Annotated in this window: 10 protein-coding genes, 1 tRNA gene, 1 rRNA gene and 2 pseudogenes; 7 read left to right on the top strand and 7 right to left on the bottom strand. The window is 48.9% G+C overall.

Features of this window, described 5'->3' with window-relative positions:
- The 3 genes from AC6R1A_RS17520 (at position 1) to luxS (ending at position 5136) form a co-directional block, all read left to right on the top strand.
- On the top strand, positions 1–2859 hold the full coding sequence (locus AC6R1A_RS17520) for a M16 family metallopeptidase (protein ID WP_500633034.1): 2859 nt from the start codon (positions 1–3) through the stop codon (positions 2857–2859).
- A gap of 51 nt (positions 2860–2910) precedes the next feature.
- Positions 2911–4488 (top strand): glutamate--cysteine ligase, encoded by a 1578-nt coding sequence (gene gshA, locus AC6R1A_RS17515; RefSeq protein WP_500633033.1) that lies wholly within the window; start codon positions 2911–2913, stop codon positions 4486–4488.
- Between the two features lie 129 nt (positions 4489–4617).
- The gene (gene luxS, locus AC6R1A_RS17510) at positions 4618–5136 is read left to right on the top strand and encodes an S-ribosylhomocysteine lyase (protein ID WP_334555101.1); all 519 of its coding nucleotides are present in this window, start codon (positions 4618–4620) and stop codon (positions 5134–5136) included.
- Positions 5137–5223: 87 nt separating this feature from the next.
- Here the strand turns inward: luxS and AC6R1A_RS17505 are convergent, their stop codons facing one another.
- Positions 5224–5700, bottom strand: coding sequence for an RDD family protein (locus AC6R1A_RS17505; RefSeq protein WP_334555102.1), 477 nt, complete (start codon positions 5698–5700; stop codon positions 5224–5226).
- A 191-nt stretch (positions 5701–5891) separates the two neighbouring features.
- Between AC6R1A_RS17505 and AC6R1A_RS17500 the strand changes: the two genes are divergently transcribed.
- Positions 5892–5976: transfer RNA gene (locus AC6R1A_RS17500), tRNA-Leu, on the top strand.
- A 127-nt stretch (positions 5977–6103) separates the two neighbouring features.
- Here the strand turns inward: AC6R1A_RS17500 and AC6R1A_RS17495 are convergent.
- The 6 genes and pseudogenes from AC6R1A_RS17495 to ahpC all read right to left on the bottom strand — a co-directional run.
- Positions 6104–6526, bottom strand: a pseudogene (locus AC6R1A_RS17495) (methyl-accepting chemotaxis protein); the annotation flags it as partial.
- 102 nt (positions 6527–6628) lie between these two features.
- Positions 6629–7405 (bottom strand): annotated as a pseudogene (locus AC6R1A_RS17490) (PAS domain-containing protein); the annotation flags it as partial.
- Positions 7406–7482: 77 nt separating this feature from the next.
- Positions 7483–7902: a hypothetical protein gene (locus tag AC6R1A_RS17485; RefSeq protein ID WP_500631236.1), complete on the bottom strand. Its 420-nt coding sequence runs from the start codon at positions 7900–7902 to the stop codon at positions 7483–7485.
- Positions 7902–8483 carry a methyl-accepting chemotaxis protein gene (locus tag AC6R1A_RS17480; protein WP_500646213.1) on the bottom strand — a complete coding sequence of 194 codons (582 nt, stop codon included), beginning with the start codon at positions 8481–8483 and terminating at the stop codon, positions 7902–7904. The genes AC6R1A_RS17485 and AC6R1A_RS17480 overlap by 1 nt, the downstream gene beginning before the upstream one ends.
- A 1183-nt stretch (positions 8484–9666) precedes the next feature.
- Complete coding sequence (ahpF, locus tag AC6R1A_RS17475; RefSeq protein WP_500633031.1) at positions 9667–11235, bottom strand: alkyl hydroperoxide reductase subunit F; 1569 nt, start codon at positions 11233–11235, stop codon at positions 9667–9669.
- Between the two features lie 154 nt (positions 11236–11389).
- Positions 11390–11947: an alkyl hydroperoxide reductase subunit C gene (ahpC, locus tag AC6R1A_RS17470; RefSeq protein WP_334555125.1), complete on the bottom strand. Its 558-nt coding sequence runs from the start codon at positions 11945–11947 to the stop codon at positions 11390–11392.
- A 266-nt stretch (positions 11948–12213) separates the two neighbouring features.
- On the opposite strand from ahpC, the gene AC6R1A_RS17465 reads away from it, so the two are divergent.
- The 3 genes from AC6R1A_RS17465 to AC6R1A_RS17455 all read left to right on the top strand — a co-directional run.
- Complete coding sequence (locus AC6R1A_RS17465; protein WP_334555126.1) at positions 12214–12618, top strand: VOC family protein; 405 nt, start codon at positions 12214–12216, stop codon at positions 12616–12618.
- Positions 12619–12764: 146 nt separating this feature from the next.
- Positions 12765–14024, top strand: coding sequence for a cyclic di-GMP phosphodiesterase (locus tag AC6R1A_RS17460; RefSeq protein ID WP_500633030.1), 1260 nt, complete (start codon positions 12765–12767; stop codon positions 14022–14024).
- A 507-nt stretch (positions 14025–14531) separates the two neighbouring features.
- Positions 14532–15951 (top strand): 16S ribosomal RNA (locus AC6R1A_RS17455); the annotation flags it as partial.

Genomic DNA, 15951 nt, shown 5'->3' with positions numbered 1-15951 from the left:
ATGAGAAAACTCTGGCTTGGTGCCCTTTCTCTCCTTGCTTTGTATGGCTGCGCGAGCAGCACGATTCCTTCAGTATCGCTGTTTTCTTCTCTCCCTCCGGGCGTTTCTCTGATCGAAGAGGTAAAGCCTCAGCCTGGCGTTGCGATGATCCCTTATGCCAAATATCGCCTCGACAACGGGTTGACGGTCATCCTCTCTCCGGATGATTCAGATCCTCTTGTCCATGTGGACGTCACTTACCATGTAGGCTCTGCGCGGGAAGAAGTCGGTAAATCCGGCTTTGCCCACTTTTTTGAACACATGATGTTCCAAGGCAGCGAACATGTTGGCGATCAGCAACACTTTAAAATTATCACTGAAGCGGGGGGGACGTTAAACGGTACGACCAACCGTGACCGAACCAACTACTTTGAAACAGTCCCTTCAAATCAGCTAGAAAAAATGTTGTGGCTTGAGTCCGATCGTATGGGATTTTTGCTTGATGCGGTCTCACAACGTAAGTTTGAAGTCCAACGTGATACGGTGAAAAACGAGCGAGCGCAGAATTTCGATAATCGCCCGTATGGCTTGATGTGGGAAAAGATGGCGGAAGCCATGTACCCAGAAGGCCATCCCTATTCGTGGCAAACGATCGGTTATGTCGAGGATTTAGACCGTGTGGATGTCAACGATCTTAAAGCTTTCTTTTTACGCTGGTATGGACCGAATAATGCTGTGCTGACGATCGGTGGCGATATCGACGTGGATCAAACGCTTGAATGGGTTCACCAGTATTTTGCTTCAATTCCGGCAGGACCAGAGGTAGAGAAAGCGCCGAAACAGCCGGCTCAGCTCAATGAAGATCGCTATGTCACGCTAGAGGATCGCATTTCTCAACCTATGGTGTTGGTGGGGTGGCCAACCACTTACAATGGCGAGCAAAATCAGGCCTCGCTCAATGCATTGGCGAATATTTTGGGCAGTGGCGCCAATAGCTTGCTCTATCAAAACTTAGTCAAGACAGAGATGGCTGTGGATGCGGGCGCCTTCCAAGATTGCGCTGAACTTGCCTGTACCTTCTACGTTTATGCCATGGGGCCATCCGGTGACAAAGGGCAGTTGACGCCGCTCTACCAAGCGCTGATGGACACCCTTGAGGAGTTCGAGCAAACAGGGGCCACTCAAGCGCGCCTTGACCAGATTACCGGTATGGCGGAAGCTGACGCCGTCTTTGCCTTGCAAAGTGTGCGCGGTAAAGTCTCGCAGTTGGCATCCAATCAAACCTTCTTTGGTCAACCAGATAGAATGCAGACTCAGCTAGAGCAGATCCGTAACGTGACGCCAGAGTCCGTGCAAGCTGCGTATCAGCGTTTTATCAAAGACCAACACAAAGTGACATTAAGTGTAATTCCGCGTGGGAAAGCGGAGCTTGCAGCCGCGCCGGCGACGTTTGTCACCCCTAAACGCCAGTTGCCGGAATACCAAAAAGTGGATGAGAGCCAGCTGGCGTATCGACGTGCAGAGGATGATTTTGACCGCTCGGTGATGCCAGAGGTCGCCAAGGGTGTCGAAGCAACGATGCCTGAGCTGTACCGCGTCTATTTTGATAATGGCGCTGAGCTGATTGGTACCGTGAGCTCAGAAACGCCGACGGTTCAGCTGGAGATAAGTTTCCCGGCTGGGGAGCGTTATGTCCTGCAAGGTAAAGAGGGGCTGGCTAACTTAACGGCGTCGTTACTCGAAGAGGGCACCACTGAGTCGAGTGTGGAAGAGCTGCAAGCCAAACTGGATGCGTTGGGCAGTACGCTTTCGGTGAGAGCGGGCAATTACACCACCTCGCTGTCGATCTCCACCTTGGAGAAAAACCTCACGCCAACGTTAGCGATTGTCGAAGAAGTGCTGTTCAAGCCCGCTTTTGATGCTGACGACTTCGAGCGGATTAAAAAGCAGACATTAGAAGGGCTGGTGTATCAACATCAGAAACCGACTTGGCTGGCGTCACAAGCCACGCGACAAGTTCTGTTTTCTGGTAGTGTCTATGAACGTTCGAGCGACGGCACCCAAGCCTCGGTCGAGGCGATTAGCCTAGACGATGTGAAGGCGTTTTATCAGCAGCACTACACGCCGCAAGGTGCACAAGTAGTGGTTGTGGGGGACATCATCCGCAGGCAGATCGTCAAACAGCTCGCGTTTTTGAAAGAGTGGCAAGGCGAGGCGGCGCCATTGCTACGACCTCAGTCGGTTGAGCCCCTTGCCCAGCAAAAGCTCTACCTAGTGGATAAGCCGGGAGCGCCACAAGCGATTATTCGTATGGTGCGACAAGGCTTACCATTTGACGCAACCGGAGAGGTTTATCTTACGCAACTGGCCAACTTTAACTTGGCTGGCAATTTCAATAGCCGTCTGAATCAAAACCTAAGGGAAGACAAAGGCTATACCTATGGTGCCAGTGGCTATTTGGCCTCCAACCGCGAAGTGGGGGCCTTGGTCTTTTCCGCTCAAGTTAGAGCAGATGCCACACAGCCTGCACTGGTGGAGATGAGTAACGAGCTTGAACAGTTTGCCCAGCAGGGAATGAGCGATGAGGAGATGAAATTTTTGCGTCTTGCCGTCGGTCAACAAGATGCACTCAACTACGAAACTCCGGCGCAAAAAGCGCAACTGCTAGGCAGTATATTGGCGTTCGGATTGGATGAAGACTATTTACAGCAACGAAATCAGATTGTGGCAACGGTCAGCAAGGAGACGTTAAACGCACTCGCGGCGAAGTGGTTTGATCCCAGCCAGTATCAAATCATCGTGGTGGGCGATGCGAAATCGTTAAAACCCCAGCTAGAAAGTTTACAGATTCCGATAGAAGAGCTTGAAATCATCCGTTAGAGTACACATAACTGAGAACGTAGAAACGATTAAACATAAGTGAACTTCATTTTGACAGATTTTGCTGCGCGATTAGAGCGAGTCGCTCGTAACCCAGAAGTATTCCAACACTTTAGCCGTGGCGTCGAGCGAGAGACTTTGCGCTATCAAGACGGGCGTTTGGCGACCACTCCGCACCCTCAAGGGTTAGGATCGGCGTTGACCAACCAATGGATCACGACGGATTTCTCTGAATCGCTGCTCGAGTTCATCACTCCGGTGTCGCACGACATCGATCAGTTGATGGCGCAGCTTGAAGACATCCACCATTTCACCCAAACCAAACTGGGGGAAGAGAAACTGTGGCCACTGTCGATGCCTTGCTACGTAGAGCATGAAGAGTTGATCAACCTTGCTCAATATGGCGACTCGAACTCGGGCAAGATGAAAACGCTGTATCGCCAAGGGTTGAAGCGTCGCTACGGCAGTTTGATGCAAATTATCTCTGGTGTGCATTTTAACTTCTCTTTCCCAGACAGTTTCTGGGATGCCCTCTATGGAGAGCAAGATGAGAATGCGCGTCAAGAGAGCAAATCTGAGGCGTACTTCGGCTTAATTCGCAATTACTACCGCTTTGGGTGGCTGATTCCTTATTTCTTTGGCGCTTCACCGGCGCTCTGCTCTTCGTTTATTCGTGGCCGAGAGACAAAACTGCCGTTTGAAAACATTGGTGAAACCCTCTATCTGCCGAACGCTACCTCACTGCGCTTGAGTGATTTGGGTTACACCAATAGCGCGCAAAGCGTCCTCAAGATCGGATTCAATAGCATTGATGAGTATTTAGCAGGGCTTAATGAAGCGATTCGCACGCCTTCAGACAAGTTTGCCAAGATAGGCGTGAAAGTGGATGGTGAGTACCGTCAACTCAATAGCAACGTTTTACAGATTGAAAATGAGCTTTATGCGCCTATCCGTCCGAAACGAGTGACCAAAAGCGGTGAGAAACCGTCTGAAGCGTTGCGCCGAGGCGGAGTTGAGTACATTGAGGTGCGCTCACTGGACGTGAACCCATACAGTTCGGTGGGTATTACCGAAGATCAGGTTCGCTTCCTCGACCTCTTCTTAGCATGGGCTGCATTAAGTGACTCTGAGCCGATGGATTTTTGTGAGCAAGCGTGCTGGCGAGAGAACTGGAACAAAGTGATTGTCGAAGGTCGCAAGCCGGGTCTTGAGTTGCAGATTGGCTGCAAAGGTGAAGTCTTAACGTTGCAAACCTGGGCTAAGCGTGTATTTTCTGAATTGACGGCGATCGCCAAAGTCATGGATGAGGCAGCCGGTGGTCAGGCGTACCAAGATGTGGCGAAGACACTGCTTGAGTGGATTGATAACCCAGAGCTGACCATTTCAGGGCAACTACTGGCAGACACCAAACGCCTAGGCGGTTTAGGGAGTGTGGGCCGAGAGTTTGGTCGTCAGTACAAAGCGCGCCATCAAGCTCATCAATACCGTACCTACAGTGAGTCTCTGATGGAACAAGAAGTCGCGCGCTCAGTGGAGGCACAAGCTGACATTGAAGCGAAAGACAGCCTGTCATTTGATGCGTTTTTAGAAGACTACTTCGCGTACTTAAAAACGCCGCAGCAGGCGTAATCCGTGCCACAATAGGCTCGCTCATTCATCGTCGATTTGCTAGGCTTTGACTATCTGCCTAGCTGTTATCGCCGGGCGAAAAAAAGAATAGAACAGCTCCCAAGAGCTTGGAACCAATGGAGACGGACCATGCCGTTACTAGATAGCTTTACCGTAGATCACACTCGTATGAATGCCCCAGCCGTTCGCGTGGCAAAAACGATGACCACGCCGAAAGGGGATACTATCACAGTGTTTGATTTGCGTTTTACCGCCCCAAACAAAGACATCTTGTCAGAAAAAGGCATCCACACCCTTGAGCATCTATACGCTGGTTTCATGCGTAACCACCTTAACGGTGAGAGCGTGGAAATCATCGATATTTCACCGATGGGTTGTCGTACAGGCTTCTACATGAGCCTAATTGGCACACCGACCGAGTCTCAAGTTGCTGACGCATGGCTCGCGGCAATGCAAGATGTGCTGAAAGTGGAAAGCCAGAACAAGATTCCAGAGCTCAACGAATACCAATGCGGTACGGCAGCGATGCATTCACTGGATGAAGCCAAAGCGATTGCAACAGCGATTATTGACGCGGGCATTTCGGTCAATAAGAACGATGAGTTGGCGCTACCAGATTCGATGCTGAAAGAGCTCAGTGTTGACTAAGCACCGAATAGACCAGCTGATTTAGGCTGGGACAGAAACCAAAAAAGGAAAGCACATCGCTTTCCTTTTTTATTACCTATCAGATTGTTATTGCGCTTTGGGCAATACCACGACGCGCGTTTTAGCCCATATATCGTGAAAGCCACGCTTTTTGGGATCGATAGGCACACTAAGATTGGCCAGGCCGAAACCGGATGTGCCAATGCGAATCAGCGCTTGCGTCACCGTGATTCGACCACCTTGCTCATTTTGCAGTTGCAGTTTCCAGGCACGCATGCCCAATGTTTGGCCCGCTTTTGTCCAAAAGTAGACAAAGAAGTAGACCCACACCGCCGCGAGATAGAAGGTGTAGAGAGGGCTCCATACCGGATGCTGCGTAAGGAAATCACTGACGTCTTGGTATTGGCCAACATGAAATACGCCGAGCGCCATTAGCGCATGTAAAATGGCGATAACGATACCGGCCGCCATCATTTCGATGGCAATGATGATCAATCCATCATAAAAAAGTGCCCCTAAGCGGCGAAAAAGTCCCGCTGGTGGCAAGGTGCTATTGCTAGACATAAAACGACTTACCCTTAAAAAACTGGCGCCAGAATATAGTGTCAAACTGGTGATGAAAAGAGAGCTTGCGCACAGCTTACGACTTTGTGGCGAATTTATCAGCAAACAATAAGCAAATCAGCTTTTTGCACTTGCGCGATGGCAAAGCTTACGTATAATGCCAGACATCAACAGGGAGTCATCCCCAAGATGCCGGTGTGGTGAAATTGGTATACACGACGGATTCAAAATCCGTTGCCTTCGGGCGTGGCGGTTCAAGTCCGCCCACCGGTACCATATTTAAACAACAAAGCCTCGACGAAAGTCGGGGCTTTGTTGTTTCTAGCATTCGCCATATTCAAAAAAGCCCCGTGTTTAAACGAGGCTTTGTTTGAACGACGCTTAGCAGTATCACGATAGAGGGTTAAGACAGGTTTTCCACCGTTCGAGATACTTTTTCTGCGTCATCGATGATTCTGTCGATCACTTGTGAGATCTGCTCAGTTTGAGATTCACCGTGGGACGTTTTTTCGGTAACGGCTTGGATTTTGCCATCGAGCTTTTGCGTGATCTTACTGTTCTCACCAATAACGTCGGCAATCTCTGAGGTGGATTCTGAGGTCCTGGCTGCGAGATTCCGCACTTCATCGGCCACAACGGCAAAGCCGCGGCCTTGTTCTCCGGCCCTCGCCGCCTCAATTGCAGCGTTCAATGCGAGCAGGTTGGTTTGCTCGGCAATGGCGCTGATGGTTGAAACGATGGTTTCAACGCTTTTCGACTGACCATTCAAGGCGGTCACCAACTCATTCATTTCGGCGACGGAGCGGTTGATCTCTTGAGAGTTGGTCAGAAGCTGCGCAATGCTCTCTTTCCCTTCACACGCGGAGTTGACGGTTTGCTGGGCTATCTCGAATGAGGTGGTGGCGGCTTCTTTGACTCGCTCGGCTTTTTCGACACGATCGGTAATATCGCTCGCGAGTTTGATGATTTTAACCACTTTGCCTTCATGGTTGAAAATCGGGTTATAAGTCGCTTCTAACCACATACGTTGACCATGCTTATCAATCCGTTGGAACAGACCGGTTTTGATGGCACCAGTCGACAACTCTGCCCAAAAATTGGGGTTGGACTGATAAAACTCTGGCAAGCAAAACATACGATGGTGCTGACCTTTGATTTCGGCCAATGAGTAGCCCATGTGCGCGAGGAAGTTTTTATTGGCGGTAATGATGGTGCCGTCGGGTTCAAAGTCGATGACGGCTAACGATTTATCCAGGGCGTCTAACAGTGCTCGATTGCGCTCACGCTCTCGCTGAGCATCACTCACGTCAGAGGCCACTTTGGCGACATACTCTACTTTCCCATCTTGATCGCGGACCGGAAAATAGGTGGCCTCGACCCAAAATGCGAGATCTTGCTTGTTTTTGCGAATAAATCGGCCCGTTTTAGGGATGCCGCGATTGAGATCTTTCCAAAGTTGTTTGTATTCAGCTGTCTCAACGTCCTCCGGGAAACAAAGGAAGCGGTGATGTTTGCCTTGCACTTCTTCCAAGCTATAACCGGTAACAGAGAGAAACTGAGCGTTGGCAAAACGGATGTGCCCATCGGGTGTGAATTCGATATAAGGAACCGATTCTTTCACCGACTCCTTAAATTGATTAGCGCTGCTAAGTTGATTTTCTAACTGAGTAATCTTGTCATTTTTGGCGCGAGCGAAATTAAACATCCTTGTCTCCTAACCACTGTTTTTATTATGCACTGTATTGAGTTTAGTGTAGGTAACTCGATGCGTTTGTACAATGGTTATAACAGCGATGAGAGGCGTAAGCCAACCGAGCGCGAGGGGTCAATGATGATGATTTGCATAGCGCTATTGGTGCAGTAGGGGATCAGCACGGAGTAGGAGTGGCTCGTATCGAGTGTCGGTTGGCCAATTAAGGTGCCAAATTGTTGATCATCAGAGGTAACGAGTACGTCAGCGAGTGGAGGATCATCCTCATAAGTGAGCTCAAACTCGGTTCTCTCTAGCGGTGAAAACTGGCCGCTTTTTATCGTCACGTGATACCCATCGACTTGGCATTTTCCGTCATTCACTGGGCAGTCGACCAATGTGAGCCCTTGAGGCGCCGCGGCGAACTCCATTTTCGGTTCAAACTTGAACCAGGTCGGCGCGAAATAACCCGCTGCAAACAGCAGCGGGATCAAAAAGTAGCGGTAGGCCATTAAGAGAGCTGGAATCGCTGGCTTAGGCTCGCCAATTTGCTAGTGGCTTGGGTTAGCTCTGAAATCGAGGCGCTTTGCGCCTGCGATTGCTCGGCAATCACAGCACTGGCGTTATCCACTTCCGACATACTGCTTTGTAGACGGTCTAATGAGCGGTGTTGCTCATCGACTGAATCGGCGACTTGCGACATCTGGAGACTCACTTGGCTGATATTGTGCGAGATTTGTCCGGTCGATTGGATGATATTGTCCACGGCACTAGAGACTTGCGTCGATAGTTCCGTCATGTCACTGATGTTGCCCGTGGAGAGTTTGACTGCTTTCTCTAATTGACCTAGAGACACACCAATCTCCTCAACGCTTGCGCTGGTGCGATTCGCTAGCTGGCGGACTTCGTCTGCCACCACAGCGAAGCCTCTCCCGGCTTCGCCGGCTCTTGCCGCTTCGATGGAAGCGTTGAGAGCGAGCAAGTTTGTCTGCTCAGAGATGCTCGTGATCGCTTCGAGAATCTGGTGAATGCTGTTGGCGTCTTGTACGACTTGGCTGACGTTGCTGCGTGTTTGGTCAACAATATCAGTCATGCGGGATAAGCGATGTTGACATTCGGCCGATTGAGAAAGCGATGCATCACTAAGCTCCGCGGCATGCTGGGCACTTTGATGGCAAGCTTGGGTTGTTTGTGAGACATGGGAGAACGAATCACCGAGATTGCTCACCGCGCTCGCGACTTGCTTAATATTGTTACTATTGCGAGAGATCTCACGATCAATTCGTGTGGTGTTAGCCGCAAAATCCTCGGATACATGAGAAAGCTCCGCAACGGATTCGCGTTGGATTCTCGCGGTGTCTTGTAACTGTAGAATGATTTGGTTAAAGCGAGTGAAAAACTCATCCCGCTCTTGCAGTTCCACATTTAAGTTGAACGTCGAACCTTGTACAACATGATCGACGGTGCGGCTGACGTATTTCAAGCGTTGCAGGTTTTTATCCAGTACAAGACAGGCGTACATGGATACGCTAGCTTGGAAAATAGCATACAGGCAGTGCTCAATAACTAAGGTGTAGCTGCTGTTCGGTGGGAAAATGTATACCGGTACGCCAGACGACTGCATCCAAAAGAAGACAACGTGATGCAGAGCGGCGGCAACCAGTGCGTGTAATACCATCAGCCAGTTATTGTAGAGCGTCATCAACGCCAACATGATGAAGACTTCAAAATGAAGCATGATGTCGCCATAGGCTTGATGAATATGCAAAGCAACAAACCCGTACAGCACGTACGGCAGGGCATAGCGAGTGGTGGGGCGATTGAGAATGACGACTAAGGCAGACAAGACCAGAGTGGCAATCAGGTCGGGCGTCGCATACCCATAGCGAGCAAAATAGATAAACGAAAGTGCCATCATAGGCAGGCCGATAATGTACGTTTTTTGAGAGAACGACAACTCACGCTCTAGCTTAATCATACCAATCTACTCTTAGCAAAATAAACGATGTGCATGTTAGGAGTATATGTACACCACTCATGCTCAGTGGTTGTACCAACAATCCGTATTACTGTTAAAAGCCGTTTTGCTGATAAATTCTGTTTTGCTGATAAAAAATTGTAGACAAAAAAAACCAGCAGGTTGGCAGCTGCTGGCTAAGTCTTTTGGGCTTCCTTTGTTGTTATACTTCTCGTCACAAAGTTCGATCACTGCGTCCCGATAAATTTCCTCTGAGGTGAAAATTTCACGCGGTGCCAATGATGTTCGAGAAGGGGATTTATCCTTGTTTGCGAATCAAGTAGTCAAATGCGCCAAGGCTTGCTTTTGCGCCTTCTCCCATCGCAATGATGATCTGTTTGTACGGTACAGTTGTGGCATCCCCCGCCGCAAATACACCTTCTAGGCTTGTTTCACCACGGCTACCGACTTCGATTTCGCCACGATTTGACAGGGCAACCTCTGAATCTTTCAGCCATTCTGTGTTCGGTACGAGGCCGATTTGCACGAAGATACCAGACAGCTCAATCTCTTTGATCTCATCTGTGTTGCGATCTTTGTACTTCAAGCTCGTGACACGTTTCCCATCACCCATCACTTCTGTGGTTTGTGCCATGGTAATAATGTCGATGTTAGGCATCGAGTTCGCCTTGTTGATCAAGACTTGGTCGGCGCGAAGGACATCCGCAAACTCCAACACTGTCACATGCTCAACAATACCGGCAAGGTCGATAGCGGCTTCAATACCTGAGTTACCACCACCGATAACGGCAGTCTTCTTACCTTTGAACAGTGGGCCGTCACAGTGTGGGCAGTAGGCAACGCCTTTGTTGCGGTAGTCTTGCTCACCCGGAACGTTCATTTCACGCCAACGTGCACCTGGGCTTAGAATGACACTCTTACTCTTCAGAGTTGCGCCACTCTCAAGTTGGATATGAATCAGACCATCTTCTGTGTGCGCTGCGCCCATCAGCTTTTCTGCTTGCTGTTCTGTTACGACGTCCACATCGTACTCTTTTAAGTGCTCAGCAAGATCAGTCGCCAGTTTTGGACCTTCAGTACGTTTCACTGAAATGAAGTTTTCGATCGCCATGGTGTCCATAACTTGACCGCCAAAGCGTTTAGCGACAACACCAGTGCGAATCCCTTTACGCGCCGCATAAAGAGCCGCAGCACTACCACCAGGGCCACCACCGACAACTAAGACATCGTATGGGTCTTTTTCGCTCAGAGCTTTCGCGGCTTTCTCGCTTGCGCCATCATCCACTTTGTTAAGAATTTCAGTCAGAGACATGCGGCCTTGACCGAATAGCTCGCCGTTAACGAAGACACTCGGTACGGCCATGATGTCACGTTGTTTCACTTCATCTTGGAAGAGTGCGCCATCGATCATGGTCGCGTTCACTTTCGGGTTGATCGCCGCCATCATGTTGAACGCTTGAACCACGTCTGGACAGTTTTGACACGAGAGTGAAATAAAAATTTCGACATCAAGATCTTTGTCTAATGCGGCGATTTGCTCAATCACCTCAGGCTCAAGCTTGATTGGGTGACCGCCAGAGTGCAGCAGCGCCAAAACGAGAGACGTGAATTCATGTCCCATTGGCAAGCCGGCAAAGCGCAATGACGTACCTTTGGCCGGGTTGGTCACAGCCATCACAGGTTTGCGTGCGCTGGCATTATCATCTCGTTCAACACTGATCAGATCGCTCATCTCAGCGATTTGATTGGCCAAGGCGAGGATGTCATTGGCGGCTTTGCTTTCATCTAGGCTAACCACTAGACGAACCTCTTCTTTTACATTGGCGAGGTATTGTTTGAGTTGTTGTTGAATCGCTTGGTCTAGCATGGTGGTACTTACCTTAAATAAACAAAAGAGTGGTTACTCTGGATAAAAACAGGTTGGGAAGAGAGCAAACCGGGTAGAAGGTCGTCAGGTATCAGACCCAGAATGCTCTCTTAATTAGGTTCCTAATAGGGGAGGAACAACAATCTCAGTGAGATTAGATTTTGCCAACTAGGTCTAGAGATGGTGCCAGTGTTTCTTCACCTTCTTTCCATTTCGCTGGGCAAACTTCGCCTGGGTGAGCAGCGACGTACTGAGCGGCTTTTACTTTGCGAAGTAGGTCTTCTGCGTCACGGCCGATACCTTCAGCAGTGATTTCCATCGCTTGAATCGTACCTTCTGGGTCGATCAGGAATGTTGCGCGGTCTGCAAGACCTTGACCTTCACGCATAACACCGAAGTTGTTGGTGATGTTGCCAGTTTGGTCGCCAAGCATGTAGTAGTTGATTTTGCCAATAGTGTCTGAGCTATCGTGCCATGCTTTATGAGTAAAGTGTGTATCAGTAGAGACTGAGTAAACTTCTACGCCGCGCTTTTGAAGCTCTTCGTAGTGGTCTGCTAGGTCACCAAGTTCAGTTGGACATACGAAGGTGAAGTCTGCTGGGTAGAAGAAGAATACCGCCCATTTACCCAGAACGTCTTGCTCTGTGACTTCAACAAATTCACCTTGTTTGAATGCGGTCGCTTTGAATGGTTTGATCTTAGTGTTAATCATATCTTTACTTTCCTCAGAATGTTTTGGGTGAGCAGTTCTTGCTTTCGGAAAGTATATTCTCATCCCCCATAGACTAAATAAAATTGCTTGTAGCTATCTTATTGATAGGGGAATCCTATTAAAAATGAACAAGGCCTCGTCTAACGCAGTGTGGTTCGAGTCGGCGCTTTGTGCGCAAGATAAGAGCGGTGGAATTTTTCTTCGCTTTATCCGCGAGTTAGTGAATTGTCAGCTATCTTTTAAAGAAAACAACAGGAAGTCAGACAATGTATCAAATCACACCGTATCTTTTTTTCGCTGGAAGATGTGCCGAGGCGCTCCATTTTTATCGTGACAGTTTTGAGGCAGATGTCACATCAGTGCAATATTTCAAAGATTCACCACAGGTCATTGAGGGGGCGGAGCCTCATTGGATCATGCACGCAGAAATTGACATCATGGGCAATAAATTGATGCTCTCTGATGGTGTGGTGGCGAAAGAGCTGAGCGGAAACACCATCGCCTTATCCATTGTGCTTGACGATCTCGACTTACAAGCGAGGCTGTTCGATAAGCTCGCGACGCAAGGTCGCGTGATGATGCCTTTGGCCGACACATTTTGGGGAGCACGCTTTGGTAAAGTGGAAGATCAGTTTGGCATCCGTTGGATGCTGCACTGCAATCTAGTCTAATCTGCTGAGGTGTCATGTCGCGTCAGTAATCCGTTGCTCACGTCTATTGATGAGTTGGTCAGGTAGGGTGGCTTTTTGTGATGAAATCGCCACCTAATTCATCTAAGATTATTGGGTTATCAAAATGATTCAGTTGTATAAACGTCGTGGCTAGCATCAAAATTACCGTTGATCGTCTCCAACCCGGATTGCACATTCGACTGCCGCTCAAATGGAATGAGCACCCTTTCTTATTGAATAGCTTCAAGATAAAAGACGAAGAGCAAGTGCGACTCATTCGTCACTTGGGAATTAAGCACGTCTATATCAATCCAGCGCAAAGTGATGTTGAACCACTGCCACCGCAGAAAGCGCAACCCGAAGAAGAGGCCGACAATGACCACTCCGGCGTTGATAGTGAGGCAGAAAAACTCTGGCAGCAGAAACAAGAGCAAATAGAAAAGCTCAATGCCTATCGACGCCGAGTGATCCAGTGTGAAAAAGAGTTCGAACGATCGTTGTCAAAGATGCGAGCGGTGATGAATAAAATTCGCAGCCGACCAGAACAAGCCATTGATGAGGCATCGGAGTTAGTCAGCGATGTGGTCGACAAATTGCTTAGCGATGACAACGTGACGTTGCACCTGATGAACGGTAAGAGTGAATTTGAGGACATCTATTTTCACTCCCTCAATGTTGCGGTTATCGCGATGATGATTGCCAAGGCTAAAAAGCTCAATGCAGACAAGATAAAAGAAGTGGCGTTTGCTGCGCTATTCCATGATATGGGAAAAGTTAAAATCCCAACGGCAATAGTCCGCAAAAAGACGGCCTTGACGGAGCCAGAGAAAAACTACCTCAAACTGCACACCAAGTATGGTTTTGACTTGGCCGATAAAATAGAGAGCTTTCCGGAAAATGCTAAAACGGTCATTACTCAACATCATGAACTGAATGATGGTTCTGGATACCCTCAAGGGTTAAAAGAAGAAGAGATAGATATGATGACGCAAATAGTGTCGGTGGCGAATGCGTATGACAATCTCTGTCACTGCAATATAGAAGCAGAACAAAAGATCCCTTATGTTGCGCTGTCTCACCTTTATAAAAACTGCAAGCATCTCTATAGCAACGAAAACCTCGGCATTTTAATCAAGTTTATGGGCGTCTACCCACCCGGTACCGTTGTCCAACTGTCCAACAACATGGTTGGTTTGGTCATTTCAGTCAACGCGCGCAATATTCTCTACCCGAATGTGCTGATGTACGACCCTTCTGTGCCAAGGACTCAAGCCCCGATTCTCGATTTAGCGGAGAAAGAACTGAAAATAGTGAATGCAATTTTGCCTGCTAAGCTGCCAGATAAAGTAAAAGAGTACTTAAACCCACGCTCACGCATTTCATACTTCTTTGATTCAGACAGTTAGAGGTTGAGTTATCCACAGGCATTTGTGTATATGCTTAGGATAGTGTGCGCGTAAACTAGGTATAAAATAGCGCCTGCTCGAAAAGTAGTCGGTCAGGCGTTTTTTGATAAAAAAAAGGCTTTTTTCGCTTGCGCTATTTCTGTTGCTCCCTATAATGCGCTTCCATTGACACGGCAGACGCCACAAGGCTTCAGCAGTGTTAAGAGAGGTAAAAGTTTCTTGAGAAAATAAATTTGAAAAGTGTTTGACTCTTCAAATTAACTCGCTAGAATGCACCTCCGCTTTGAGAGGAAGTTTCTTGAAAAGCACAGCTCTTTAACAAAATAAACCTATCAATCTGTGTGGGCACTCGTTAATGATAATCCAATTAGAAATTTCTCTTAATAAAGAGCGGTTTCAAATTAGGTTTCAATGATACGAAGTGAACATTGAGTCTTCGGACTCAGCACAGTCAATTCAAACATTACTTTATGTAATGTTCAGTATTCATTGAGCCAACAAAACTTTAAATTGAAGAGTTTGATCATGGCTCAGATTGAACGCTGGCGGCAGGCCTAACACATGCAAGTCGAGCGGAAACGACTTAACTGAACCTTCGGGGAACGTTAAGGGCGTCGAGCGGCGGACGGGTGAGTAATGCCTGGGAAATTGCCCTGATGTGGGGGATAACCATTGGAAACGATGGCTAATACCGCATAATGCTTTCGAGCCAAAGAGGGGGACCTTCGGGCCTCTCGCGTCAGGATATGCCCAGGTGGGATTAGCTAGTTGGTGAGGTAAGGGCTCACCAAGGCGACGATCCCTAGCTGGTCTGAGAGGATGATCAGCCACACTGGAACTGAGACACGGTCCAGACTCCTACGGGAGGCAGCAGTGGGGAATATTGCACAATGGGCGCAAGCCTGATGCAGCCATGCCGCGTGTATGAAGAAGGCCTTCGGGTTGTAAAGTACTTTCAGCAGTGAGGAAGGCAGGTACGTTAATAGCGTGCTTGTTTGACGTTAGCTGCAGAAGAAGCACCGGCTAACTCCGTGCCAGCAGCCGCGGTAATACGGAGGGTGCGAGCGTTAATCGGAATTACTGGGCGTAAAGCGCATGCAGGTGGTTTGTTAAGTCAGATGTGAAAGCCCGGGGCTCAACCTCGGAATTGCATTTGAAACTGGCAGACTAGAGTACTGTAGAGGGGGGTAGAATTTCAGGTGTAGCGGTGAAATGCGTAGATATCTGAAGGAATACCAGTGGCGAAGGCGGCCCCCTGGACAGATACTGACACTCAGATGCGAAAGCGTGGGGAGCAAACAGGATTAGATACCCTGGTAGTCCACGCCGTAAACGATGTCTACTTGGAGGTTGTGGCCTTGAGCCGTGGCTTTCGGAGCTAACGCGTTAAGTAGACCGCCTGGGGAGTACGGTCGCAAGATTAAAACTCAAATGAATTGACGGGGGCCCGCACAAGCGGTGGAGCATGTGGTTTAATTCGATGCAACGCGAAGAACCTTACCTACTCTTGACATCTACAGAACTTAGCAGAGATGCTTTGGTGCCTTCGGGAACTGTAAGACAGGTGCTGCATGGCTGTCGTCAGCTCGTGTTGTGAAATGTTGGGTTAAGTCCCGCAACGAGCGCAACCCTTATCCTTGTTTGCCAGCACTTCGGGTGGGAACTCCAGGGAGACTGCCGGTGATAAACCGGAGGAAGGTGGGGACGACGTCAAGTCATCATGGCCCTTACGAGTAGGGCTACACACGTGCTACAATGGCGCATACAGAGGGCGGCGAACTTGCGAGAGTAAGCGAATCCCAAAAAGTGCGTCGTAGTCCGGATTGGAGTCTGCAACTCGACTCCATGAAGTCGGAATCGCTAGTAATCGTGGATCAGAATGCCACGGTGAATACGTTCCCGGGCCTTGTACACACCGCCCGTCACA

The sequence above is a fragment of the Vibrio sp. R10-SG3-ISO3 genome, from assembly GCF_059834225.1.
This window is presented reverse-complemented; position numbering and strand designations above follow the sequence as displayed.